Here is a 23,925-nt window from a genome sequence, read left to right on the forward strand (position 1 = left end):
CCATGCAGCTTGCCCACATCCCCCTAGATCAGCTCAACATTTCCGCGCTCAACATGCGCCATGGAAAACGCGCGCCCGACATATCCGACATCCTGCCGTCCGTGCGCGCGCGCGGCGTGCTGGTGCCTCTCCTTGTGCGGCCGAACGGCCAGCCGGAAACCTTCGAGATCGTCGCCGGCAGGCGGCGCTATTTCGCCGCGAAATCGCTTGCCGACGAGCGCGGCGAAGGCGATCCCTTGCCCTGCCGCCATCATGGAGGACGATGACGACGCCGATGCGCTGGAAGCCTCGCTGATCGAAAACCTCGCCAGCCTCGATCCTGACGAAGTCTCGCAATGGGAGACGTTTTCGCGGCTCGTCAGGCAAGGCCGCACCGTTCCAGACATCGCTGCGACCTTCGGCATCACTGACCTGAAGGTCAAACGCATTCTGGCGCTTGGCGACCTCTTGCCCAAAATCCGCGAAGCCTATCGGCGCGAGGAGATCGACGCCGAGACGGTGCGCCATCTCACCATGGCGTCCAAGGCGCAGCAGAAGGACTGGCTGGCACTCTGTGCCGATCCAGATCAATACGCGCCGCGTGGCTTTCAATTGAAGCAATGGCTGTTCGGCGGCCAGTCGATTTCCACCAAGGTGGCGCTGTTTGCCATCGACGAATATCCCGGCCTGATCACCTCGGACCTGTTCGGCGAGGACAGCTATTTCGCCGATGCCGACCTGTTCTGGCAAAAGCAGAACGAAGCGATTGCCGCCAGACGCGACACCTATCTCAACGACGGCTGGAGCGAGGTGGTGCTGCTGGAACCGGGCCAGTATTTCCACCCATGGGACCACGAGAAGACCCCGAAGAAGAAGGGCGGCAAGGTCGTCATCACTGTCTCGCATCGCGGCGAGGTCGAGTGTCACGAGGGCTGGCTGCCACACAAGGAAGCCCGCCGCGCCCGCGAGGGCGGTGAGCAAGAAGAAACAGCCGCCAAGCCGCCGCGCCCCGAACTCACCGGCCCGATGCAGAACTATGTCGATCTGCATCGCCATGCGGCCGTGCGCGCGGCCATGCTCGATCATCCCGCCGTGGCGCTGCGACTCGTGGTGGCGCACGCCATCACCGGTTCCGGCTTGTGGCTGGTGCGCCGTGAGCCACAGCGCGCGGCCAACGAGACGGTGACTGCCAGCCTTGCCGGCTGCAAGGCTGAAGCGGCATTCGGCAAAAAACGGCGCGAAGTGTTGGCCCTGCTCGGATCACCGGATGAGGATGGCGTGGTCGCCGGCGGCAATGGCGACGCCTTTGCTATCGCCGGCGTGTTCGCGCGCCTCTTGGCGCTCTGCGACGACGATGTCATGCGCGTTCTCACCCTTGTCATGGCCGAGACGCTTGCAGCCGGCAGCGCTGTCATCGAGGCACTTGGCAATCATCTGAACGTCGATATGGGCGCATGGTGGCAACCGGACGACGCCTTCTTCGACCTTTTGCGCGACAAGGAAATCGCCAATTCGATGCTGGCCGAGGTCGGCGGCAAGCTGGTCGCGGACGGCAATGTCGCCGAGAAGGTCAAGACGCAAAAGAACATCATCCGTGACTTCCTGGCGGGCGAGAATGGCCGCCTCAGGGTCGAGACCTGGCTGCCGCGCTGGATGAAATTCCCGGCCGAAAGCTACACCAGCCGCGGCGGCTTCCGCACCGCCGATCAGTGGGCACAAGTGCAGCCGCTGTTCGTGCGCGAATGAACCGATCAGCCTCAAGCGGCGGTTCTCTCGAGTGCCGCCGCTCAGGTCGCGCGCGCCGCTCCGGGCCGCGCCGGCTGCCGATTGGTCGTCTTGTCGAGCCAGTCCGCGCGCGAGAAATCCCGACGCCAACTCGCGCCCATTTCGGCAGCCCTGCACCGCGCCGGGTTGCTTGCCGAGGCGCCCAGGCGCATGGGGCCAATTGTCCGATCGGGTTGCCGACAGAGCCCGCGCAGCCGGCGCCCTGTAATGCCGCCTGCTCGTTGTGCCGCCGATCGCGCCACCTGTCTCCATGTGTCTCAGGGACCATTCCCCTGCGGCTGGCTTGACGACCTATGGGCGGATCCGGCCCGCCCGAAACCCTCGCCAGCAGCTTTTTTCCCCGCCGCCTGCGGCGGCTTCCTCGCGCCGCTTCGCTTCAAAAAAGCTGCCCGCTCGGGTCCTCCGCTATCGCTGCGGCCGTCCCGGTTCCGCGGTCCGGACGCGCCCATCACGGTCCGCCATCGCAGGGGAATGGTCCCCGGCGAGCACCACAAGGAGACTAAAAATGACCGCGATCGGATACGTCACCAAACAGGAAAACGGCGGCTACAAGGGCCAGCTCAAGACGCTCAGCGTCCGCGCCGACATCGACATCGTGCCCAATCAGGCAAAGAGCGCCGACACCCATCCCGACTTCCGGGTGCTGACGCAAGGGGTCGAAGTAGGGGCCGGCTGGATCCGCACCGGCGAGACCTCCGGCAAGGACTATGTGAGCCTGTCGATTGCCGCCCCGGAGTTCGGTCCGCGCAAGCTCTACGCCAATCTCGGCCGCGCCGCCGGCCAGGATGATGACGACACATACGCCATTATCTGGAACCCGGTCGACTGAACCGCCTGCCTCGAGCCTCGCGCCGCAACCGGCGCGGGGCTCTTTCGGGAGGGGACGGCGAAAACTCGCCCCCCACTCTTCGCCCGTCCCCAAAACGATCTCGCTCGCCGATCCTCGCCTTCGCTTGTCCGTAACGAAACGAGGATCATCATGGACGACGAAAACGAACGCGCGGCCCGCGCCAAGAAGGGCAGTCCGTTTCTCAACACCGCGCAGGCCGCCTTCTATATCGGGCTGTCCCAGCGCACGCTGGAGAAGATGCGGCTCAAAGGCGGCGGCCCGCAATTTCGCAAGCACGGCCGCTATGTCCGCTATCACATCGACGAGCTCGACGACTGGTCGAAGGGACGCGCGCAGGAGACCAGGCCCGAGGATGCCGGGCACGATTCCGGCTCGGCCGGTGAGGGAGGCCGCTCATGAGCCGGCGTCCCACTATCCGTCTGATCGGCAGCCATCTGCGGCGCGTTCGGGCGCGCAAGACGATCGCCGTGGCCACAATAGGCCTCGGCCTGATCGGCTTCGCCGCTTTCGACAACCCATCGCCCTGGCTGGTCTGGAACGCCTCGGCCAGTGCGCCGGTCGGCCTCTATCGCCTCGCGTCCGGATCGCCGGCTCGTGGCGATCTGGTGCTCGTCCGCCCGCCAAAACCGGTCGCCGATCTCGCCGCCGAACGCTTCTATCTGCCCAGCAATGTGCCGCTGGTCAAGCGCCTTGCCGCGCTGCCTGGCGAGCATGTCTGCGCCTTCGGCGACGCCATCATCATCGGCGGCGAGATTGTCGCGCGCCGGCTGGCAACCGACACGCAGCACCGTCCGCTGCCTTGGTGGAATGCCTGCCGCAAGCTCGCCGCCGACGAGTTTTTCCTGCTCGGCAACGATAGAAATCACTCCTTCGACAGCCGCTATTTCGGGCCGGTGCCGGCCGAAAATATTGCCGGGAGGCTCGTGCCGCTATGGACCGAGTAACCCTCCTGATGCTCGGCATGGTCGCGATAGCGCCATGCGCCTGTTCCGCCGCGACCGACGCTCAGCCGGCCGCCATCTCCCGTGGTCCGCAGCTGGCAAGATGGCAGCCCTTGGTAGCCGAAGCAAGCCGGCGTTTCAGCATTCCACAGCCCTGGATTTATGCCGTCATGGATGCCGAAAGCCGGGGGCAGACAATGCTGGACGGACGGCCGATCGCCTCACACGCCGGCGCCATTGGCCTCATGCAGGTGATGCCCGGCACCTACGAGGAGATGCGCGCAGAGCTTGGCCTGGGGGCCGATCCGCACGACCCTCGCGACAACATTCTGGCAGGCACTGCCTATCTGCGCGCCATGTATGACCGCTTCGGCTTTCCCGGCCTGTTTGCCGCCTATAACGCTGGGCCGGACCGCTACGAACAGCATTTGCAGCGTGGGCGACCGCTGCCCAGCGAGACGGTTTCGTATTTGGAACAGCTCAAGGCTGCCGGGATTTCGGCCGCCGACATGGACGCGTTCACCGGCAAATCCCGTTCCGGAAAAGCGCCGGAAAACCCGTCCGGGCAGTCGCTGTTCTTCCTGCGAAACGGTGTTTCCGCGACCGATCCGAATGGCCAAATTGTGGTGCCGCTCGGATCGGAGCGAGCAAGGTCAGGCCGGCCGGATCGCAGGTGAGGGCAGGGGTACCGTGGGTCGGGCGGGGCAGGGAGGCAGGTCCGGGAAGGCAAGATAAAGGCATCGCCTCCTCGAGGCGGCGAAGTCTTTGTCTGCACATCGTTTTTCATGGAGGCTGCCTTCAGCGTCAGGAGAGCTTCTGCCGACAAAGCTTTGATTTTGCGCAAGATTACTAGGAGGCTCAATGCAGGATGAAGAGTTCAAGCCGAGCCTGGGCAAAATCGGATCGCGCGGCTCGAAGGCAGGCAAGCGTTTCGCCGGCCAGATCCGCGCCGCGATCAACCGAGCCGGCGGCGGCAGCGGTCGCCGTGGCCGCTTCATCGGAAGCCGGGCGGGGCGCGGCGGGGCTGCTGCCGCCGTTCTCAGAGCGCGCGACCGCCACGCGGCGGTTCGGCAGCGGCGCGCCGTCGTCAAGGCGCGTATCGTCAAGCTGGCCGGCAAGGGTGTTGACGGGGCACGTGCACACCTTCGCTACCTCCAGCGCGACGGCGTCACCCGCGAAGGGGAGCCTGGCGAGCTCTATAGCGCCGACAGCGACCGCGTCGATGGCAAGGCGTTCATCGATCGTGCCGATGGCGACAGGCATCAGTTCCGCTTCATCGTCGCACCTGAAGACGGCATCGAGTATGATGACCTGAAGCCGCTCACGCGGCGCCTCATGGCGCAGATGGAAGAAGACCTCGGCACCAAGCTCGACTGGGTCGCTGTCGATCATTTCAACACTGGTCATCCGCATACCCATATTATCGTCCGCGGCAAGGACGACCGCGGCGAAAATCTTGTCATCGCGCGAGACTACATCTCGTCTGGAATCCGTGAACGAGCGGCCGAGCTGGTCAGCCTCGACCTTGGCCCGAGAACGGACCGCGAGATCAAGCAACGCCTGCGCCAGGAAATGGAGCGGGAACGCTTCACCAGCATCGATCGGCAGCTGCTCCGCCTGCGCGACGATGACGGGCATGTCTCACCGGCCAGCCGAGACACGTTTCGCCAGACGCTGCACCAGGGGCGCCTGCGTAAGCTCGAGCGGATGGGTCTGGCTGAGGAAGTCGGCTCGGGCCGCTGGCGCCTTGATGGCGAGCTTGAAGCGACGCTGCGCCGCATCGGCGAGCGGGGCGACATCATCAAGACCATGCACCGCGAACTGACCGGCAAGGGGCTCGCCCGCAGTGTCGCCGACTATGTTGTCCATGATCGTTCTGCAGAGCAGATGCAGCCTGTCGTCGGCCGCATCATTGCGCGCGGCCTGGCCGACGAAATCAATGACCGCCGTTACCTCGTCGTCGACGGCGTGGACGGCAAAAGCCACTATGTCGATATCGGCAAAGGCGAGGCCACCCAACCGACGCCAGAGGGCTGCATAGTGCGGGTCACGCCGAGGGACACCGGGCCAAGGCAAGTCGACCGCACAATTGCCGAGATCGCCACGGCCCATGACGGGCGCTACAGCATCGATATCCATCTCAAGCATGACCCGTCGGCCACCGAACGCTTTGCCGAAACGCACGTGCGGCGACTGGAGGCGATCCGCCGGGCGACCGGTCGTGTCGAGCGCGAGCCGGACGGCACCTGGATCGTCGCACCGGATCATCTCGACCGTGTGTCTGACTACGAGCGTCAGCGGGCCGGGGCCGAGCCTGTCACGGTTGACAAGCTCTCATCAATGCTGCTGGAACAACAAGTCAACTTCGACGGCGCCACCTGGCTCGATCGAGAGCTGGTTTCCGACACACCGGAGGCCTTGCACAGCTCTGGTTTCGGCCGCGATGTCCGAGAGGCGCAAGGCCGCCGGCGGCAGTGGCTGATTGCGCAAGGTCTTGCTCGGGAAGAGCAGGACCGGATCGTCTATCGCGCCAACATGCTTTCGATCCTGCGTCAACGTGAGCTGAACCGTGTTGCCGGTCAACTGTCTGACGAACTCGGTCTGCCCTATTCTGAAGCCCAGAGTGGAGGTCGAATAGAAGGCACGCTCCGCCGCTCCGTCGAGCTCGCCGGCGGAAAATACGCTGTCATCGAGAAATCGCGCGAGTTCACGCTGGTGCCATGGCGGCCGGTGCTTGATCGGCATATTGGCAAGGAGGTGTCTGGTGTCATGGGTGGGGAGGGGATTTCATGGACCATCGGCCGGCAGAGAAGCGGACCAAGCATTTCGTGACATGGCTACACAACTTCTTTGCCCGCGTTGAAACGGGTACTCAGTCCGGACGGAGTTCGCCTGCTAATTGCCCGCGGCATTGATCTCGCGAGGGATAAATGGCTGGTCGTGCAAGACTTATCGTTCGCTCTACAAAAAGCGCCGCGATGATTCATCGTATTCCATGGTTCTGAGCCAAAACCCTCCTGCGCCACCACGGCACTCTTCCCGGTGCCACGGAAGCCCCGCCGACGACGGCGGTGCCGGCCTGGTTGCGCAGGGCTGCCCCCGACCCGAACAGTTGCGGCGCATGAGGACTTGCAATCACTGCAGGTGCGGCCATCGGCGCGCTCGATGCGATGGTCCGCCAGCTAGAGAGGTGGGCTGGCGCCTGGTGACACCGCCTAGGGCTTTCGGCGGCCGCGGTACGGCGAGCAGGCTCGCGGCGTCGAGGATGAAGCCGCACTTCGCGATGTTCTTCTGCTCACACGACCGGGAGACGAGGTCGGCCCCGCGGGCCGGATGCTGTTGGCCGGGCGTGAACTGGCTGCCCATCCCGCTGAGGATCTTCTAACGGGAGAAAGCTCGCTGCGGTAGGGAAGATTTCGGTCGTCGCCCGCGACGACGAGGCGGTCAGCGACCTGGCCAGACGAGCTCGGCAGCTTTCCGCTGCGGCATGGTGACCGGCGCGATCATGGCCGCCGAATGAGATCGCTTCGAACGCACCGTCGGATGCTGGCTCGCCGACGCTTTACTGGCGCAGCGCCTGGGAGGGGCAATGCGGTGCCGCTACTGGGCACCGAGGCAGCTTTGGGCATGAGACCCGATCAACCGCGCCGGGCCGCGACGGTCATTGCGGCATCTGGAGTCGAGGCCGGGTCAGACCGGGGGAAAAACTGCTCGTCGCGTAGGAGCCCCGCGTTGCGCGCCGTCGATCTTTCCGCCCAACTCGGCGCCGCGCTGACCGGGGCCTGCCATTGCCCCGAAACTGAGGCCAAGGCGACGGACCCGCCCTGCGTATACCGACGCCCGCCGCGCCGCCGTCGGCGGAAACGAGCGGGCCGTGGACCTCACACAATCTGAGGTGCTGATGACGATGTGCATCGCCTACTTCCATCCGCACTCCTACCCACGAGCTCACCCGTGCGCCCGCGGTGCTGCGAACCCGCCGACGAATATTTGGCAGAAGCCGGAGTGGGCGCTCACCCGCGACGATTTTTTTGGCCTTGACCGGGCCGGGCGGCGCGACCCGAGCGTCGGGACAAAAAGCCGGGAAGGGGAGGGCACCAGCCCGGTTGAAGCCAAGGGCATGATGATGTGAGGACGATCTGCTGGCAAGAATTTGCGCAGATCGATGCTGTCCTGGCGCGCTCGTCGAAGATTCTGAGCGGCGCCGACGTGGCTGCTCGAAGGGAGAACACTTCACTGCGTGACCGTCCGGACCTGATTACGATCTCCATTGGAATAAAGAAGAACGACGGGCCGAATGGCAGGGTGGATCGCCAAGATGCGCGATCTGCCGGCTGTCCTGCGCGCGTGCGGGAGTCGCCACCATGAGCTTTACGACAAAATTGCCGGCACAGGCCGATTTCAAGAAGGTCTTGCTCTATGCTATCAGGAGGCGATCGCACGCAGCGCAAGATCGGCCAGTGCGGATGCTGGCCAAGCTGCCCGGCGCGTCGTGAGATGTTGCCCGTCGGATGGTGACGCTTTAGATCATGCGGATCTCCACCCAGCGCCGCGCAGGTCGAACCCAGCGATTTTGTGGCACGCGCTCGAAAGGTGCTGCACCGCGGGAATTGCCGCCTCATCCATGCACTGCAAGAGTCACGAAAGGACGGTGACCCCCGAAGCAAAATCCTATCCGTGGGCACTCACGTGCGCCTGATGCGCACGTATCCATCGTGCGCATGCGTTCCATAAACACAATCGATTTTACCGACCAAAGAGAATAGCGGATACCGCCCGTTTCTTGAGGAAGGCTTATGGAACGACCGGCGCCGCTTGACCATTCGAAACCAATCGAAGTTGGCCGGCGCGAGCCCTGAGTTCCGGTTGATCTACATTCCAGCCGGCGGCACTGCCGCTATTGAGGCGATGAGGACGAAGTTCAATGGAAATATTGGGGCCTTCTAACCCAGAACAGGCCTGTTCCGCTTGTGTCGTGCTGCGGCCCTCATCCTCTCCATTACCGGCTGGATTGGGGTGCGACAATCCAGAATGGGATCCGAAGATGCCGTGCGTGAACCACTCTAGAACCAAAGTGGAAGCAGTAACGGCAGGATATCGGCTGGAGGTCTGATGCTTAATCACAAAACAGTCGGTTCGAAGGGGCGCGACCCGTGCCCAGAAGGGACAAAGGCCAGAGACCTAAGCTTCGATTTCGCCAAAGGCGTCCTCATTATATTGGTGATAATTGGGCATTTGTTACAATATGTTATCTATCGAGGCACTGACGACTTTTGGCTGTCGCCATATTTTAAGTCGATCTACATGTTTCACATGCCTCTGTTTATGGCGATAAGTGGATATCTTTCTTCGGGAGCGATTCTGCGCAAATCGTTCCCTCAAGGCGCCAGTGATCGAGCAATGCAACTAGTATTGCCCATGCTTTTTTGGTGTGCGTTGATTTGGATATCGAAGGCCGCCGTAATGTCTTCGGCGAACAGTTTAACCAGTGGAATGTTGGATTTTTTTAGGGAGTTCATTGGCACATACTGGTTCATCTGGGCAGCTTTCGCGTCCTTCGTCCTGATAAAGTTGCTCACGACTTTCAATGGCTCGTCGGTGTGGATCATAGGCGCATCTGCAATTGCGATCGCATTCGCGCCCGTCCCGTGGTCAATAACCCCGTTGGTACGATACACATACCCATTCTTTTGTTTGGGGTTCTTGTTTGCGCAGCCGATCGGATGGCAGGCAGCTAGCATCAGGCGCCACAAGGCTATTTTTGTGGTGTTACTTTCGATGGCTGCGTTCATGTGCTTTCTTGTTTGGGGAAAGGAAACGTACGTCTACAACAATCTTGTTTTGATCTACGATGCACAGTCGGCCAAACAAGTGTTGCTGATGTTCGCTGGCTCGGTAGCAACTTCTGCACTGGCGATGCAGCTTATATTCCTATGCTGGAGAGTTGGCTATTCAACTCGCGTAGCTCGCTTTGTCGCGCTGGAGCTTGGTCAGAGCACACTGCTGCTTTACCTGCTTCAGGGTGCCGTGTTTCGCTTCATGGATCTAATACCGTTCGGAGAGCTTTGGGATCTCGCGAGCAGAATCGAGTTCGCCACTTTGCTTGGTTTGGCGATTGTTGTCACAGCGATGACAGTTCGCAGGATTGTGCGCCACCTTGGATATGTGTCGCGGAGCTATGCTTAATTTATGATGTGACTGCCGACAGTTGGCATTGAAGTCATTGGCGAGCCATGCCGGCGTGGCATTCCCCTCACGGATCACTTGATCCGCCGCCCGAAGTAAGGCGTGCCTGTAGGCCGAGATCGGTCCCGAATGCTCGTAGGACGGCAATTCGCTCGGGAGCCCGATCAGATTTGAAGCTCCGCGACCGTCTGGCGCCGACCGCAGCCAATGAAAGAGCGTCTGACCGATCGTCGCGTTCATCTCCAGAAGCCCGCCTAGCATGTTGTGACCACTGCTGTGGCAATGGCAGTCCTGGATGGCTGCATCAAATAGGTCCAAGATGCCCCGGGTGCGCTTCCACCGCATCACCGGGACCTTCGCTGCAGCTAAATGCAGAAAATCCAGGCGCGCGCTGAAGCATCGTGAAAAATTCATGGATTATGTCAGCTGATAAAATGACCCGATCCAATTTCAGTCGATCAATCAGCGCCCTTCGTCGGGGCTGTCGGTCCGCATCGCGCCTGGCGACGGCGCTATGCTGGTGCTCCTACTACGGCCGCCCTGTTGAACCGCTTTCTCCAGCACCGAACTGAATTGGTCCCGCTGGCGGACATTTCGATGCTTCCGCCTTGCGGGCCTTCTTTGTTGCGGCCGGCTCTGCGGCACGGCTGCGCCGACGTGAACGTGTTTGGCGGCACGTTTTGTGAGGGAGGGAAAGAGGCGCGCGGCCCTCTCCCTGCAAGTCGCCGCTGGCGGATTCCTCCGTCTGCCCGCTTCGCTCCGTGCAGACCGGGGAGACCCCTCCGCCCCCTTGCTCGCGCTGCTCGCCACGATGCAGGGGGACAGGCGACCTGAACCCGTGCCCAAGCCGATCTGATGGCAGAGGCGGTGGGGCTGGACATGGGCCCGTGGTGGACGTACGTGCCACACAAATCCTCATGCTCGCCTAACCGACCGCAACGTATGGCAATCCGGGCAGTCCCGACTAAAGATGGAGTAGGTCTCGGCCATTCACGTGTCCGAACCCAGAAAAGTTACTGGTTTCCTTACGGGCGCGATACAAAGGGCACGGGCTGGACTTGGCTGCCGGGGGCGGGGCTTGTCGACCGCTCGATCGAAAGTGAGAGACGAGGAGGAGAATCACCGACCTGCAGAGCGGCAAGGCGCTCGCCTACCTCCCTGTCAGTCACCGTTAGCCGATGGTTTAGACGAAGATAGTCCGTCCATGTCGGCGTGCGGAATGTCTCGGTCCAAAGAGTCGAGTTCTGAAGATCGCGCTGGAGGGTCCAGTCCCGCGCACCGGCACGGCTCTGAACGCGCCGCCTTTCGCGCATGCAGCTCAGAAATTCCTCGATATTCTCCTCGGGTATCGAGTACTCCACCTTGATCACGATCGGGCCGCTCCTGGGCTTCAAATCGAGGGCCAGTTCTGGTGGCCTGAAGTCGAAGGCCCCTTGATCCGATTCCTCCCATAGCCGTACCGGCAATAGCTTTCCCACGGCTGCAACCAGCAACAGCGCCGCTGCAGCACCTTCCAAAGCCCACGTCAGGGAATAGTACTGCGCGACAGCACCCCAGATCCAGCTGCCCGCTGCCATGCCGCCGTAGGTCAGGGCGTAATAGATCGACAGGGTGCGACCAACGACCCACCTTGGGCTTGCCAACTGCACACACACGTCGGTTCCGGTCCAGGTGACAACCCAGCCTGCGCCAGCGATTGCAAGCGCGATCGCTGCTACAGCCACCGATGATGTGAGAGCCAGTAAAAGGCAACACGTTGCGCAAGCAACGGATGCGAGCGTGATCAATCGATTTTGGGACGTGATGCGTCGCAAGTAGCTATTGCCAATGCCCGCGATGAAGGCGCCTGTGCCGAAGCCGGCTAACAGGACGCCGTAAACAATTGGCCCCCCCGCCAGTTGGTCGCGAACCACGAGGGGGAGCAGAGCAAGGATCGAGATGCTTGACAGCCCGAACAGGGTTGCGCGCACGATCGCCACTCTGATCTCCGAGGAGATTGCCGTGAAGCGCATGCCATCATGAATGGCCGTCGTCATCCGCTCGCGCGGAAGAGGCGAAGAGCGAACTTGCCACTTGGAGCGCAGCACAGCGCTCAACGGGACCAGGTCGGTCAGCGCAGCGAAGGCGAAAGCCGTAAGGGGGCCCAGCAAAGCCAAAATTACACCGCCCAGCGCCGGTCCTATGCTCCGAACCACGTTGTACCCCACCGACATCAGCGTCACTGCAGCGGGTATGTCGCGCTTTTCCAGGATGTCGCCGACCGAGGCGTGCCAGGCTGGATCATTCAAGGCGAAGCCGCATCCCGCCAAGAAACTCAGTCCCAAGATCAGCCATGGACTGACAAAGCCCAGTCCAACAGAGAGAGCCAGCGCCGTGGATGCCAGTGCGATCAGGCAATGTCCGGCAAGCATCACGCCGCGGCGGCTGAAGCTGTCTGCAATCGCTCCAGCAAGGATCGACAAGAAGAAGGCGGGCAGTGTCGATGCAGCCTGCACGAGCGCAACCATCAGATCGGAGGCTGAAATCGTTGCCATAAGCCAGCTTATAGCCACGCTCTGCACCAGCCAGCCAAGGCTGGATATCTGCGTGGCTGTCCAGATCGAACGAAAGACCGGATTCTGAAGAGGGATCAGTGTGTTTGCCGCAAAGGGCGGGGAATCTTGACGCCGCATGACTTCTCACCTCCACCACGTAGTTCTTTCGCTCACTCACTTGCTGACAGCGGGTGCGCTTACGCACAGCTGCGTCACAACCAAGTTCCGATATCGCGCTCGCAACAAATTAGATGTCGCATCCACGGTGCTGATGCGCGATGAGTGTGCCAGTTGGGCGTCAGCTGGTCTGGGTCGCGCAGCCCGATGGGGTGCGGTCTGCCCTGCGACTCTTGGCCTTGGACGGTGCTACCGCCCCGATGGCCGGGTTGTCAAACTGCCACGGTGCTAGCAGCGAATCCTCTGCCGATCGTCGGCCGCAGGATCGCGGTGGTGGCGGACGAGTATTCTGATCCGGAGAAAGGCAGCGGCGCGGTCAAGATCAGGCCGGCGCACGACTTCAACGAATTTGAGGTCGGCAGGCGCCATAAGTTGCCGGCGATCAATATTCTCACCGTAGAGGCGGCGGTCACCCTCACGGACAATGACGACTGTCTCGCCGGGCTGGAGGTGACGCCGTAGCGCCATGCGGTCCGGGACGAGCTCGATGGTCTGACGCTTACATCTCGCCGAACTGGTATCCAAGCAAGCATGAATTCCATAACCAGGTGCCGACGTGGAACTATCTCGTCGTCCACGCCCACGGACGCATCACTGTCCGGGATGATGAGCGCTATGTGCGCCGTAACGTGACGAAGCTCACTCACATGCATGAAGCCTCGCAGCCTGCCCCGTGGAAGATGGGCGACGCGCCGAAGGACTTCATCGACACGATGGTGAAGGCGATCGTCGCCCTGGAAATCGAGATCACCAGCCTGGTTGGTAAATCAAAACTCAGCCAGAACAAAGAGGTGCGCGACATTCAGAACGCTGGTGAAATGCTGAATGCCCGAGGCGTCAATGGGATGGGAGAAGCGATGCTCGCGGTTGCGGCGGCCAATCCCAATAGCAACTATCTTGTCCCGACAAGCTGCTGGTGCTGGATTTCCAACGGGTGACCTTGAGAGACAAATGCTTCGGCTCGCCGGAAACGCGACCAGCATCTGACCACCCGCTATGCGGCAGATGGACAAGAACTCAGGCCGCCATCGCCAGCCACATCCGCAATGCCGCCGGATCGATGGAAGCTGCTTACCCCGCCAGCCTCTCCGGTCATGCCGCTTGAGTCGTTAATACCTTGAACAGCAGCCTGGCGGTTAAACCGCCTTGCGTGTTCGGTATGGCGGCACAGCGGTTTGGAGATCGGAGCCGACTGGCAGCGAACGCCACGCCCCACGGTAGCGATGCCTCGCAGCCAGGTTGGATGACCAAGCAGCGGCATGTGCGGCAGGCTTGCACCCGCTTCAGATGCGAGACGGGTCAAGACAATCATCCTGCACAACGCCACGCGGCGGTGAGCCGGTTTCGAAAAGGGCCGGCCCCGGCCGTTCATACAAGTGGAGTTGGGGGCGCGGGGCCGGATCAAGCCTATCGCGTTGGACCCGCCGGGACCGCGCGTACATCATCCCGGCAACGCCAGGCGCTCGCCTGGCGTCATGCGGGCTTCGGCTTGGCGCGCCGAATGTCTGGACCGGCATCGCGGAGCAATGGCGCACCAGTCTCCGACATGGTGCGTAGTCGCCATGCTGCCCCTGGCCAGATCGTAGATGACCTCGGCTTGTTCGCCATGGCGAGCCGAAGCACGTTGACGGCCGTGCCGGGTGACGCGCCGTCCCAGACTATCATCCCAAAATCGGCGCGCGCCATCTCCCGGTCTTTGGCGGCGTGGATCCAGTATCCTCTAGCGCCTTCAGGAGACGGGACCCGGTAGGCAGCCCAGTCGCCCAGATCGTTGCGGGGTTCCTTGGCCGCATGGAGGACCCCGACATGTTTGTAGCCGTAGCCCGCGAGCAGGCCCTGCGCCTCGGCATCGGCTCCAGACGCGTCGCCAATCAGCACGCCGTGCACGGCAACAACGATTGGGCGGATCCGAGCGATGGCAGGTTCCGGCAGCTCAAATATCTCGCGGCACCTATGAATATCATCGAGATCATGACTTTCCCTTCTCTCCAGGGCTCCCTCTCTCTGACCGCCGTCTCCCTCTGGCCCTGCGTGAGGGATCGTCACCCGAAGGCCGAGACGGCGAAGCCGGCTCGGGGAGCGGCGGGACGCCGCAACTAGAGCCCGGTCGGCGGCAGGCCGGCGCGCAGACCTGCCGCTTCCGGAGGCGCTACGCGCGCGGAGCTAGTGGCCTTTGTCGGCCAGCCAGAGGCTCACGTCCTGGATCGAGCGCATGAGCACCGACGGATTGTCCCGCGCGGGAATGAAGCCCCAGCTCTGCCAGTAGCGCTCTGCCTCGGCGTCGATCGCCCGCACCACCACCGCGCGGCCGCCGACGATGTCGGCGCCGGCGACGCAGCGATACAGCGCGTCCTTGACCAAGCCGCTACCGACGCCTTGTCCGGCATAGCGGTGGTCGACGGCGAGTTGTCCGATCAGCAGGCAGGGGATCGGATCGGGCGGGCGTCCGGTGCGGATGGCGCGCGGTGCGCTATTTGGCTGGATCACGCCCGGCGCGAGGCCGTAATACCCGACGACTGTTCCCTCGTCGTGAACGACCAGGACGCGGGTAAACCCGCGCGCCTGGTTCGTTCGCGCGAAGCCGGCCAGCCAAGCATGGAGCGCCGGCTTGCCGCAATCGAAGCTGTCGAGGCGGTGTGCGTGGTCGAGGAGTTCGATGCCTGAAAGCGCCACCTAGCGGTCCCAGGGCGGGGACCGACGCAGCCGCTCGGCCGCCTTCGCCGGGGGCGCAGCGGCCGGGGCTGAGATCGCCTGCATGAAGGCGTCATAGGCTTCCGGGGACACGCGGATGACGGTTTCGTTGAGGATGGCCGCCTGCGCCTCGTGCAGCGCGGCGCGCCGCATGAACTCCGTGCGCGACAGGCCGAGCAGCTCCGCGCCGCGGTCGATGATGGTGAGATCATCGTCGCGAAACCGCATCGAGACGGGTGCTTCCTTCCTAGTGGGTGTGGTGGCCATGGCGCGCTCCTGTGCTGCGGACGTATATACGTTAGTGTAACGCGGAACGCAATACTACGTTCCCTGGCGACGTCTCGTGGCGGATGGTTTCAGGATTTCTCGCCGCATCGGTTCTTCTCGGCTTCTCGCCCCAGTCGCCATTGCCGCAACCCAGAGCAAGGTGGCTTTGGTCAGCTCCGGCGGATCAATTACGGCTTAGGAAGCGCATTTGTTTTTGGCGGCCGGATGAGCGGGTCCAGAAGCGAAGTCGCTGCCATGACTGTCGCCGGACGAGCCCCGGCTATCCCGAACCTGATGAACATCTGACGCGATGGCGACTTTCGGGCCGTCACGCCACAAAGGAGGAACGGCTATGAAGGCTGGGCGGCGGCACTTTCATTCTCAGGCGCCGCTCTATGCCACCTGTCGGCCAATGTGACATCGCCACTGCGGTCCTTCGAACAAGTCGATTCGATTCTGAATTTCGGCCTTTAGATGATTGTAGCGATTGAATCAGCGACAAGGGCTGGGCAATCGCGGTTGTGGTGACCGCGAGCCACTAAGCTTGTGCCGTACCCTTACAATGATTCATCAAGGCGTTTACCTCGGCAATCACGAGATCCGGCGTGATGTCGAACTTGCATCGGACTTTGACCGGACAATGCCGCACTTGGTCCAGACCACATCCGCGACATTCAATAACACTCATAAGCATGCTGACCAAGGGACCTCGAAACCCCCAAATCTCAGGTAGATGTGACGCCGTGAAAATGCCGATAGTAGGGCGGCCAAGCTGGGCAGCGACATGGCCGGTGCCTGAATTGTTCGAAACGACGAGCGCGGCCGAATTCACGAGACAATTGAATTCCAATTCTGACAAGTCGACAGCCGTCCGAATGTTCGCGGCTCCACGTTCCCTAGCTATCTTCGCAACCTCCTCAAGCGCTTCCAGGCATTCGCCACGGCCAACGAGGACCACCTCACCACGGGTCGAAAGAGCAGCGACAACTTTGCCAAAACTTTCAATCGGCCAATCTCGCAGGCTGGAATTGGAGAACGGAGCCACGACAATCGGGGCATTGCCTGTAGTCGAATTCTGTGGGTGACCCGCTCCGCTTTCGAAATAGGCAGCTGCCTTTGCGACCAGAAAGAGGAGGATTTCTGACACATGCTGGAGACGCACCTGCTTACGGTCAATGAACCAATCAAGCCATCTACGGGGGATTTTGTTAGCAAGCCCTATTTTTTGGACCAGCTTGTAGAAAATGGTTCTGCGCAGTTTCAGATTGAATGGCGCTATCGCAATATCGATCTGATGCATGCTGTACGGATCAACTATCGCCGCACGGTGCCTGGCGGGAACTTCAAGCAAGATCGGCCTTGTTTCTTCCGGAACACGCATATCAATGGCAAGATCAAACTCGCCGGTCAGCAGCGGCCTTATGTCCGCGGCTTCTTTGCGCGTTTTGACTTTTGGGTTGCGAGGAAAAAAGTCAAAGGCAATGTGATCGTCGGCGAGGTCGAACTGTTTTGCAGTAGCGATGTTCCAGCTTCCCACCACCAGCGTAATGTGGGCATGCGCAAAACGCTGACGAAGGTCCTTTAGAGGCCCTAGAGACATCCAAAAGTCGCCGACATGATCAAGCTTGAGGACCAAAATTCTCATCCTTGCGCTTGACTGTTCCGGCTCTTCCCAGCTGCGGTATATAATTTGATTGCCGTCGTGCTTTGTAAAATATGCCATTGCCATTCCGAAGATTATACGGTCAACACTGATAGCCCAGTGACGCGTGTGTAGGTTGGAGTGCTCCCCACTTTGTCCGCGTCTCCGCAAGAATTCTGCCATCAGATCCAAGCCGCGCTCCAGCAGGAGCTGTTGGGCGAAGTCTGCATCTCTAGCGATGGTAGCGCGCCAAGAAAGCCAGCTATGTCCCGACCCGCAATGTGAAGGGCTTCGTCACGGTCTCGCATGCAGTGAGTTCGGCAACGCCGAGTAGACGGTGATCGCCATGCCGCCGTCCCCAGATCTCGGAGCATAACGGCAGTGGCCTCGCTCTTTGGTCGATGCTGATCCTGAATGCGACCGTCGCCGCCGGCGACGACACCGCCGGCCGCATTGACCGTCTCGGGCACGCCCTGTCGCTGTGGTCCCGCATCACGTTGGCTAGCAAGGACCCGCCGCAGCCGCTTTTTTCTGCGCGTCCGGTCGTCCAAGGTGAAGTGGACGAATCAACCCTGTGATGAAGTCGACTGCCTGCCAGCGGTGAGGTGGCAGGCGGCATCGATGAACACCATTATTCGCCGAGCTTGGATAGCGGCACCTCTATCACGCTGAGAGCCTGTTATGCTGGTCCAGCGTTTGATCGCAGTCTTGATCCATGCGAGCAGCTTGTGAGGGATGCAATCGAACGAGGCGCTGCTCCCACAGCCGTCGCAGGCCCTCCATCAGAGCTTCACGCTTAGCCTGATCCGGCGCAATTGTATTGAGGAGATCTCCCAACACGGCTTCGCCCTCAATCCGCATCAGCAGATTAAACAAGTCGTGTGAAATTCGTACACTGTCACTGCTGAAGTGGGTCGTGCTGATCTCGCAGTGAGTCTCCCGACGATCTGGCGCTTTGTAAGCGCGGGTTTGATGGAGGGACACATAGGGCGGCAACGAAACCGCAAGCGCAGTCCAATCCTGCAGCGTTGCAGCCCGCTTTTTTACCAGGAAGGGCCCGACCACAAGTCCATCCAGCTCTGTCGTCAGAAAGGTGGCAATCGCGTCTGCAACCGAATCCACGATCGGTTCGGCATTGTTGTTAAAGGACGTATTGAGCAGAATTGGAGTGCCTGTGCGCTTCTTGAACGCATTGATGACCTCCCAGTACGCGGGATTGGCGTTGCGCGATACTGTTTGCAGGCGAGCGGTACCGTCGACGTGCGTGATGGCACCGAGCAAGGCGCGCTTTGAGTCACGCACGCGAACGACGAAATTCATGAATGGAAATTCGTGCCTACCGTCCGGGAGGTCGAAAAATTCGCTCGCATCCTCCTCCAGCACAGATGGCGCGAAGGGCCGATAGCCTTCGCGCTTCTTGACCATCGCATTGATCCGGTCCTTGTTTGCGGCGGGCCGAGGGTCGGCAAGAATGCTGCGGTTGCCCAGCGCACGTGGCCCAAACTCCGAACGACCCTGCACCCAGCCGATCACGGCGCCGTTGGCGATCCAGTCGGCTGCACTGCTTGCCACGTCATCAGAGCGTTCAACCTCGAGATGTCCGGCCCATGCATTCAGTTCCTGTTGCACGGCGCGCTCGCTCCCGAGATCAGGACCCCAATAGACCTCCTGCAGTCGCTCACACGGCGCGGGGCGGCCTATCTCGTTAGAGACTATCAGCGCAGCTCCCAATGCGCAGCCAGCGTCGTGAGACGCGGGTTGCACGAAAATGTCTTCGAAAAGCCCTGAATACAGCAGCTTACCGTTCATCGTGCAGTTGTGGGCCACCCCCCCCGCCAGGCACAACCGCTTCATGCCGGTGGCCTCACGGTGATGCCGGAGAATGTGGAACACGATCCGCTCAAGCGCTTCCTGCAGTGACGCACTCACATCTCGATGCTGCTGGGTGAAGGGCATTCCCTTTCGCCTGACCTCGATATTGCGGAGCAACGCCGGACCGATGCGGTCGAGGTGAACACGGTAGCCACCGCCGTTGGCGGAGAGCTCGTAGAACTGCTCGAAGAGCTCGCGATAGGGAGCGGGGTCGCCGTAGGGCGCGAGTCCCATTACCTTATACTCGTCGAACAAGCCGTAGCCGAGATAGCGGATCGTCTCGAGATAAAACAGCCCAAGAGAATTGTTCTCGGGGAAAGCCTCGAGTTGCGTAATTTCTGTGCCAGACCCTACCGCCAAGAGGCCCGATAGGAAATCACCAGAGCCATCAATCGCTAGAATGAGACTTTGTTCGAAGCCCGACATTGCAAAGGCGCTCACGGCGTGCGCCTGATGATGACTTACGAATGAAATACGCGAACTGTCCAACTTAGTGCCGAACTCACGCGTTAACAGATCCTGCACCAACGTTTTAGCATCCAACGGAATGGAGAGAATGTCCGGGTGGGATGCGGACATACCTTCAAGCATGGCGTTGGCATAGGGCTCGCTGGCGTAGAGCGCGACACGATCAATGTCGTTGAGCTGAACCCCCGCCGCTGACAGACAGTATTGAATCGAACGAATTGGGAGCTTGTTGGAGTGTTTCATCCGATTGAGGCGTTCCTCTTCGACGGCTGCTATCACCCGTCCGTCTCGGACGAGCACCGCGGCGCCATCGTGCATAAAGGCGTTCCGAAGCTCGAATCGGTTTTCATGGACTTGGTCAAGTCCGCCGCTAATTCCTAGACACAGCATTTCTTTCTCCACATAGTGACGGGCAAGCCAAATTGGCCTGCCTCAGACCGTTTCCAACTAAATAGGCCGCGTTGTCGCTTGCAGCTGCAACCGCCTGTCAGGCATCACCGGCATCAAAGAACGCCTCATAAGGGTCCGCCTGAATCAAGATGAGATGCTTCGATCGTGGCGCCTGCCGTTCCATGACGCCGAGAGCTTGGCTGGATCATCGAATCTTGAGCGGCTGCTGACTTGCATGCCGGCGATGCCGTTTTCATCTGCAGCACGAACTTGTGACGCGGGCTGCCTATATCCTTGCGAAGGGGCGGCTGTTGACGAATAATGCCGCGCCGTGAACTGGCCCGATTTCATTCCCCGAAAGACCGTCGCACAGGCGAGTGACATGTGCTGCACTGTCCGCCTGCTTCCCGGTCGCACATCCGATAACGCCTTCGCTTGTGCAGGAGGCCGCATCGCGTCATTCGTCGGCCAAACATGGCACCGACTGGAAGCCCGGCAATACCGCGTAGATGTAAAGTGCGCTGATGTTGTATGGTAGCGCTGCCGGCCGGGTCTCCAATCCGCTGCCCAAACGAGCGGACTGCCTGCGGCAAAAAGCCCGCCACAAGCAGAATCGCGCTGGGCAGCTGGCTCGCCTGCAAGACTTCGCAGCTCAGGAACATTGGGGACGACTAGCGTCGAACCGCCGACATGATCGGCCAGTTGCAACTCACTTCTCGGCACGACCTCCACTGCACGTCAGGGCGCATGGAAGATTTTCTCCTTTGGATGGGTGACCGGTGCGGACGTGCTTTTGTCCATGCAAGATTTCCGAAGAGTTATGAAATCGTTTGTTTCGATCAAAGTCATCCACGCTATGAATAGCTGCCGGACATGCGCTTCAAAGGGGCTTCAGGCTTCCCGGATGGCTACTCCGATTCGAAGCGCGTGGCATTCCATGCGCTCTATCACAACATTTTTCAGCAAAGGGTATGAGAGCAAACCCACACTTCTTTTTCAGAAGTCGCTTCGAAGCAGCCGAGGCCTTGATGGGCTTCTTCACCAAGTTCGGCGATGGTGCCGCAGACATTCTTCCTCTTTCCGGGCTGAACAAGCGCAGAGTTCGCGCCTTGGCAGTGTATCTGGGCGCTCCGTCTGATCTTGTTGAAAAGATCCCGACCGCCGACCTGGAGAACCTCGTCCCGGTCTCACATACGATGAGATTGACGACTTCCTCGAAGGCCAAGAGATCAACGAAGCGGCGCACAGGCGTATACTTCATGCGCATTCCAGCACAGCCCATAAGCGAGCGCTTCCCGTCACAACGATTGCCATGACGGGTTCGATATTTAGGCATCGGCAATAGCGTCTCAACATACACGATCGATGGGCTTGCCGCAGTTAGGCAGCTAGCGGCCTGAATTACCGCTGGAGCGAAGCGCTGCTCTTTCAGCCCGCATGCGGTCATGAGGTTGACAGTGTCGGCACGTATCGCCGAGGCCGGCACGCGAACTCATTCTCCCTGAATGCCTGCTCTATCGATCTTCCGCAGCGTACCCACTTGACCGGTCGCTTCGACATTCCAGACACCTGGATTCTAGCCGATCCTTGCCGCTCTCCTTCGGCCGGTCGCAATGCTGGACGTGCGGCCGTTACGCGATGCAGAGCTTGTTGTCAGATGCGTGATGCGAAATGTGAGATGCAGCTCCAGTTTTGGCGATGGCAGGCTCGCCGCATTGTTGATAATATCCGCACAAAACAGGCGCGCAAATGACATCGGATTCAGAGAAGGCTGAGGCGGTCGAGCAGTTGCTTGATACACCTGACCTTGCAACCGCACTGGAAAGCGAACAGTTCAAGAAATTCCTCGACCAGGTGCCGATCGCCATAGCCGTTTCGGACCTTGCCGGTGAAGAGCGCGTGGTCTACGCCAATCCGGAATTCGAGAAACTGTCAGGCCTGACAGCCGCCAGGCTCACCCAAGAAAACTGGGCGGCCCTTTTAGGCACGGGCCTCCATCAGCAAAAGGACAGGCCGCTAGCCGAGGCCGTGGTCGAGGGAACCGATTTGGTCGGCACCTTCAAGCTGGAGCGCGGAGAGGACAAACCCGCGATCGTCGACGTTTATTCGAACGTGATCGAAGACGACAACGGCAAGGTGTGCTTCCGACTGGTGGCCCTGGTCGACGTATCCGCCCATGGCGAGGCGGGAGATGAGCGCTCGGCGGAGGAGCGTGTTAGCGAGAAAGACACGCTGCTGCGCGAACTGCAGCACCGGGTGAAGAACAACCTGCAGATGATCACCGCGCTGATCCGGCTGGAAAGCCGCAACGCGACCGAGGCCGACCGGAGACGGTTTGAGCGGCTCGCCGGTCGCGTCGACGCTCTGGCGATCCTCTACCAGACGCTAACGGCCGACGAGCCGAAGGAGGAGGTCGACCTTGGTGTGTATCTCAGCCAGATCGCGTCCGCGGTGATGAGCTCGCATGCGGTCGAGGGGATCCGCCTGGATATGAAGGTGGATACATATCCCGTGTCAATAAACGTGGCCATGCCGGCCGGGCTGGTCGTAAACGAATTGCTGACCAATTCACTAAAGCATGCGTTCCGGGGCCGCGATGGCGGCACGATAACACTGCACAGCGTCGTCGATGGCGACGGCTGCCGGGTTATAGTGGCGGACGACGGAATCGGCCTGCCGGAAGGCGAGGTGTGGCCCAAACCAGGCAAGCTCGGAGCGCTGATCGCGCGCTCGCTGACCGAGAACGCCAAGGCGCAGCTAGCCGTCGAGTCCAGCGCCAACAAAGGGACGAAGGTGACCATCGTTTTCAAGCGGTCGGCGGCAGCAAGCTAAACGATTGCCGTCGAACATGGCAGGCTGGCGGCTGGCTTCATGTCGCGGCTTTGAGCAGGTGGCTGCAAATAGGCCCGGACGCGCTTCGCGGCCTGCTTCACATGGTCGAGGTCTTCCATTATGCTCCAGGCTTGCTGCTTCTGACTTCGGCGGCCAGTCCATCCCCACCTAGCGGAAGGCACTCCCGCCTGATTACGTCGCGGCTTGAGTCTTGACGGCGGGGGCACCTGACGCCTTCGCGCTCATCACGCGCGGGCCGGCAATTCAGCAGCGAGTCATCGCTTGGCCAATCTTGCCGAGGACGAAGGTCTAACCTACAAATAAAATTGGTCCGACTGTTCGTGGCCGGAGGTAACCGCGAATTTGCGCTATCGGGACAGGAGAGCAGTGCTGTAGGCAAACCGCGATGCGTGCATTCGTTCGATTGGTTCTACGATTATCCTGACGCCTGGGGTGACCAGTTGCACCAGTATTTCCTACTACGCGCAATCTTTGTAGGGTCATGTGCAGATCATCGCGGCCCGCCAAGACATCGGAAAACTGATCGACGATCCTTCAACCCCTGAGATATTGCGCGCCCGAATGGCATCGGCGGCCGCCATATAATAGTTTGCGGCAAAGACGGCCGCGATCGAACGGCTGAGGACGCGCTCGCCAACAGATTGCGCGACAGACGATGGGGTGGATACCGCGAATACGACGCCTGGCTCGATGCTCCGATCAACAACGCGAAGCTCGCCGCGACTTCCGTCTACAGCGATTCGGTTCAAAGGCTTGGCGCGTTGGACAAAGCTCGCCGCGCCGAAGCGCGATGCATAGAAGCCGGGATAGTCGCCCGAACACAAGTCGAACAAGCGGAGTGGTCGACCGTTTCGTCCTCCCCGGGGACGAGCCGGTTGCTCTGGCCTGGGGCGACCTGATGGGTCTTGCGGAGCACCGTCTCCAGCATGGCGATCAGGTCTTCGGGAAGTATGGCCTCATTCTGCACAGACGGTTTTGCGTGGCTGTTACGGATGCCGGCGGGCACGGTGGCGATATGGCGGTCCTTTCGATCGAGCGGCTCGCCACGCTGCGTATAATTCCACGCCAGGGAGGAGAGACGGCGCTCGATGTCGCCACAGAGTTTGGTTTCTTGTCTCCTGTAACCTTTCTGGATGCACAGGCCGTGATGTAGAGGCCGACGGTCTGCGGATCAGGCGGCAACACCTCGAGGTGCTGCCGGCGCGCCCAGGCGCAAAAAATCCGCTCTCGACCGAGCGGCGTCAGACCGGTATTCTTATGGATGTTCATCCGGTCCCCCTGGAGTCACTG

General features: G+C 60.9%; 20 protein-coding genes and 5 pseudogenes. 18 read left to right on the forward strand and 7 right to left on the reverse strand.

Annotated features, from left to right (window positions below; all coding sequences use genetic code 11):
- Window positions 1–2 precede the first annotated feature (2 nt).
- The 11 genes and pseudogenes from NKJ15_RS26580 to nolL all read left to right on the forward strand — a co-directional run bounded on the left by NKJ15_RS26580 (window position 3) and on the right by nolL (window position 9,741).
- Window positions 3–266, forward strand: coding sequence for a ParB/RepB/Spo0J family partition protein (locus tag NKJ15_RS26580; protein ID WP_352818651.1), 264 nt, complete (start codon window positions 3–5; stop codon window positions 264–266).
- Window positions 253–1,725: a ParB/RepB/Spo0J family partition protein gene (locus NKJ15_RS26585; protein ID WP_352818654.1), complete on the forward strand. Its 1,473-nt coding sequence runs from the start codon at window positions 253–255 to the stop codon at window positions 1,723–1,725. Before NKJ15_RS26580 ends, NKJ15_RS26585 begins: the two co-directional genes overlap by 14 nt.
- A gap of 544 nt (window positions 1,726–2,269) precedes the next feature.
- On the forward strand, window positions 2,270–2,593 hold the full coding sequence (locus NKJ15_RS26590; RefSeq protein ID WP_023672372.1) for a DUF736 domain-containing protein: 324 nt from the start codon (window positions 2,270–2,272) through the stop codon (window positions 2,591–2,593).
- Window positions 2,594–2,743: 150 nt separating this feature from the next.
- Window positions 2,744–3,013, forward strand: a complete 270-nt coding sequence (locus tag NKJ15_RS26595; protein ID WP_023679653.1) for a helix-turn-helix transcriptional regulator — start codon at window positions 2,744–2,746, stop codon at window positions 3,011–3,013.
- Complete coding sequence (lepB, locus tag NKJ15_RS26600) at window positions 3,010–3,558, forward strand: signal peptidase I (RefSeq protein WP_352541533.1); 549 nt, start codon at window positions 3,010–3,012, stop codon at window positions 3,556–3,558. The genes NKJ15_RS26595 and lepB overlap by 4 nt, the downstream gene beginning before the upstream one ends.
- Window positions 3,546–4,232: a lytic transglycosylase domain-containing protein gene (locus NKJ15_RS26605; protein ID WP_352818657.1), complete on the forward strand. Its 687-nt coding sequence runs from the start codon at window positions 3,546–3,548 to the stop codon at window positions 4,230–4,232. The genes lepB and NKJ15_RS26605 overlap by 13 nt, the downstream gene beginning before the upstream one ends.
- 184 nt (window positions 4,233–4,416) lie before the next feature.
- Window positions 4,417–6,387 carry a relaxase/mobilization nuclease RlxS gene (gene rlxS / locus NKJ15_RS26610; protein ID WP_352818659.1) on the forward strand — a complete coding sequence of 657 codons (1,971 nt, stop codon included), beginning with the start codon at window positions 4,417–4,419 and terminating at the stop codon, window positions 6,385–6,387.
- Window positions 6,388–6,846: 459 nt separating this feature from the next.
- Window positions 6,847–6,963: a hypothetical protein gene (locus tag NKJ15_RS26615; protein WP_352818734.1), complete on the forward strand. Its 117-nt coding sequence runs from the start codon at window positions 6,847–6,849 to the stop codon at window positions 6,961–6,963.
- 409 nt (window positions 6,964–7,372) lie between these two features.
- Window positions 7,373–7,486: pseudogene (locus NKJ15_RS26620) on the forward strand (SMC-Scp complex subunit ScpB); the annotation flags it as partial.
- A 433-nt stretch (window positions 7,487–7,919) separates the two neighbouring features.
- Complete coding sequence (locus tag NKJ15_RS26625; RefSeq protein ID WP_352508098.1) at window positions 7,920–8,051, forward strand: hypothetical protein; 132 nt, start codon at window positions 7,920–7,922, stop codon at window positions 8,049–8,051.
- 616 nt (window positions 8,052–8,667) lie between these two features.
- Complete coding sequence (nolL, locus tag NKJ15_RS26630) at window positions 8,668–9,741, forward strand: nodulation factor fucose acetyltransferase NolL (protein ID WP_352818662.1); 1,074 nt, start codon at window positions 8,668–8,670, stop codon at window positions 9,739–9,741.
- 9 nt (window positions 9,742–9,750) lie between these two features.
- On the opposite strand, the pseudogene NKJ15_RS26635 reads toward nolL, so the two are convergent.
- Together NKJ15_RS26635 and NKJ15_RS26640 are read right to left on the reverse strand one after the other, a co-directional pair.
- A pseudogene (locus tag NKJ15_RS26635) lies at window positions 9,751–9,999 on the reverse strand (hypothetical protein); the annotation flags it as partial.
- 767 nt (window positions 10,000–10,766) lie between these two features.
- Window positions 10,767–12,413 (reverse strand): MFS transporter, encoded by a 1,647-nt coding sequence (locus tag NKJ15_RS26640; RefSeq protein WP_352508099.1) that lies wholly within the window; start codon window positions 12,411–12,413, stop codon window positions 10,767–10,769.
- 282 nt (window positions 12,414–12,695) lie between these two features.
- Here NKJ15_RS26640 and NKJ15_RS26645 point away from each other — a divergent pair.
- The 3 genes and pseudogenes from NKJ15_RS26645 to NKJ15_RS26655 form a co-directional block, all read left to right on the forward strand.
- Window positions 12,696–12,911 (forward strand): annotated as a pseudogene (locus NKJ15_RS26645) (hypothetical protein); the annotation flags it as partial.
- Between the two features lie 89 nt (window positions 12,912–13,000).
- Window positions 13,001–13,390: an FMN-binding negative transcriptional regulator gene (locus NKJ15_RS26650; RefSeq protein WP_502906951.1), complete on the forward strand. Its 390-nt coding sequence runs from the start codon at window positions 13,001–13,003 to the stop codon at window positions 13,388–13,390.
- Between the two features lie 868 nt (window positions 13,391–14,258).
- Window positions 14,259–14,552: a hypothetical protein gene (locus tag NKJ15_RS26655; RefSeq protein WP_352818665.1), complete on the forward strand. Its 294-nt coding sequence runs from the start codon at window positions 14,259–14,261 to the stop codon at window positions 14,550–14,552.
- A gap of 63 nt (window positions 14,553–14,615) precedes the next feature.
- Here NKJ15_RS26655 and NKJ15_RS26660 read toward each other — a convergent pair whose 3' ends face one another.
- The 3 genes from NKJ15_RS26660 to NKJ15_RS26670 form a co-directional block, all read right to left on the reverse strand.
- On the reverse strand, window positions 14,616–15,125 hold the full coding sequence (locus NKJ15_RS26660; protein ID WP_352818668.1) for a GNAT family N-acetyltransferase: 510 nt from the start codon (window positions 15,123–15,125) through the stop codon (window positions 14,616–14,618).
- Window positions 15,126–15,410 carry a type II toxin-antitoxin system TacA family antitoxin gene (locus NKJ15_RS26665; RefSeq protein ID WP_352453587.1) on the reverse strand — a complete coding sequence of 95 codons (285 nt, stop codon included), beginning with the start codon at window positions 15,408–15,410 and terminating at the stop codon, window positions 15,126–15,128.
- Between the two features lie 538 nt (window positions 15,411–15,948).
- The gene (locus tag NKJ15_RS26670; protein WP_352493108.1) at window positions 15,949–17,133 is read right to left on the reverse strand and encodes a glycosyltransferase family 9 protein; all 1,185 of its coding nucleotides are present in this window, start codon (window positions 17,131–17,133) and stop codon (window positions 15,949–15,951) included.
- Between the two features lie 320 nt (window positions 17,134–17,453).
- Between NKJ15_RS26670 and NKJ15_RS26675 the strand changes: the two genes are divergently transcribed.
- The gene (locus tag NKJ15_RS26675; protein WP_352818670.1) at window positions 17,454–17,630 is read left to right on the forward strand and encodes a hypothetical protein; all 177 of its coding nucleotides are present in this window, start codon (window positions 17,454–17,456) and stop codon (window positions 17,628–17,630) included.
- An 85-nt stretch (window positions 17,631–17,715) separates the two neighbouring features.
- On the opposite strand, the gene NKJ15_RS26680 is transcribed toward NKJ15_RS26675, so the two are convergent.
- Window positions 17,716–19,782: a carbamoyltransferase family protein gene (locus tag NKJ15_RS26680; RefSeq protein WP_352818739.1), complete on the reverse strand. Its 2,067-nt coding sequence runs from the start codon at window positions 19,780–19,782 to the stop codon at window positions 17,716–17,718.
- Between the two features lie 1,013 nt (window positions 19,783–20,795).
- Here NKJ15_RS26680 and nadE point away from each other — a divergent pair.
- The 3 genes and pseudogenes from nadE to NKJ15_RS26695 all read left to right on the forward strand — a co-directional run.
- Window positions 20,796–21,127: pseudogene (gene nadE / locus NKJ15_RS26685) on the forward strand (NAD(+) synthase); the annotation flags it as partial.
- 404 nt (window positions 21,128–21,531) lie between these two features.
- Complete coding sequence (locus NKJ15_RS26690; protein WP_352818673.1) at window positions 21,532–22,614, forward strand: sensor histidine kinase; 1,083 nt, start codon at window positions 21,532–21,534, stop codon at window positions 22,612–22,614.
- A 662-nt stretch (window positions 22,615–23,276) separates the two neighbouring features.
- Window positions 23,277–23,534 (forward strand): aminopeptidase, encoded by a 258-nt coding sequence (locus NKJ15_RS26695; protein WP_352818676.1) that lies wholly within the window; start codon window positions 23,277–23,279, stop codon window positions 23,532–23,534.
- 2 nt (window positions 23,535–23,536) lie between these two features.
- Here the strand turns inward: NKJ15_RS26695 and NKJ15_RS26700 are convergent.
- Window positions 23,537–23,853 (reverse strand): annotated as a pseudogene (locus NKJ15_RS26700) (integrase); the annotation flags it as partial.
- Window positions 23,854–23,925: the final 72 nt, after the last annotated feature.

Source organism: Mesorhizobium sp. M0207, from assembly GCF_040321995.1.
Classification (GTDB): domain Bacteria; phylum Pseudomonadota; class Alphaproteobacteria; order Rhizobiales; family Rhizobiaceae; genus Mesorhizobium.

Excerpts from the sequence above, each read along its gene's own strand:
- NKJ15_RS26580 (WP_352818651.1), top strand. The coding sequence starts at position 3 with ATGCAGCTTGCCCACATCCCCCTAGATCAGCTCAACATTTCCGCGCTC.
- NKJ15_RS26585 (WP_352818654.1), top strand. The coding sequence starts at position 253 with ATGGAGGACGATGACGACGCCGATGCGCTGGAAGCCTCGCTGATCGAA.
- NKJ15_RS26590 (WP_023672372.1), top strand. The coding sequence starts at position 2,270 with ATGACCGCGATCGGATACGTCACCAAACAGGAAAACGGCGGCTACAAG.
- NKJ15_RS26595 (WP_023679653.1), top strand. The coding sequence starts at position 2,744 with ATGGACGACGAAAACGAACGCGCGGCCCGCGCCAAGAAGGGCAGTCCG.
- lepB (WP_352541533.1), top strand. The coding sequence starts at position 3,010 with ATGAGCCGGCGTCCCACTATCCGTCTGATCGGCAGCCATCTGCGGCGC.
- NKJ15_RS26605 (WP_352818657.1), top strand. The coding sequence starts at position 3,546 with ATGGACCGAGTAACCCTCCTGATGCTCGGCATGGTCGCGATAGCGCCA.
- rlxS (WP_352818659.1), top strand. The coding sequence starts at position 4,417 with ATGCAGGATGAAGAGTTCAAGCCGAGCCTGGGCAAAATCGGATCGCGC.
- NKJ15_RS26625 (WP_352508098.1), top strand. The coding sequence starts at position 7,920 with ATGAGCTTTACGACAAAATTGCCGGCACAGGCCGATTTCAAGAAGGTC.
- nolL (WP_352818662.1), top strand. The coding sequence starts at position 8,668 with ATGCTTAATCACAAAACAGTCGGTTCGAAGGGGCGCGACCCGTGCCCA.
- NKJ15_RS26640 (WP_352508099.1), bottom strand. The coding sequence starts at position 12,413 with ATGCGGCGTCAAGATTCCCCGCCCTTTGCGGCAAACACACTGATCCCT.
- NKJ15_RS26655 (WP_352818665.1), top strand. The coding sequence starts at position 14,259 with ATGTTTGTAGCCGTAGCCCGCGAGCAGGCCCTGCGCCTCGGCATCGGC.
- NKJ15_RS26665 (WP_352453587.1), bottom strand. The coding sequence starts at position 15,410 with ATGGCCACCACACCCACTAGGAAGGAAGCACCCGTCTCGATGCGGTTT.
- NKJ15_RS26670 (WP_352493108.1), bottom strand. The coding sequence starts at position 17,133 with ATGGCATATTTTACAAAGCACGACGGCAATCAAATTATATACCGCAGC.
- NKJ15_RS26675 (WP_352818670.1), top strand. The coding sequence starts at position 17,454 with ATGCTGATCCTGAATGCGACCGTCGCCGCCGGCGACGACACCGCCGGC.
- NKJ15_RS26680 (WP_352818739.1), bottom strand. The coding sequence starts at position 19,782 with ATGCTGTGTCTAGGAATTAGCGGCGGACTTGACCAAGTCCATGAAAAC.
- NKJ15_RS26690 (WP_352818673.1), top strand. The coding sequence starts at position 21,532 with ATGACATCGGATTCAGAGAAGGCTGAGGCGGTCGAGCAGTTGCTTGAT.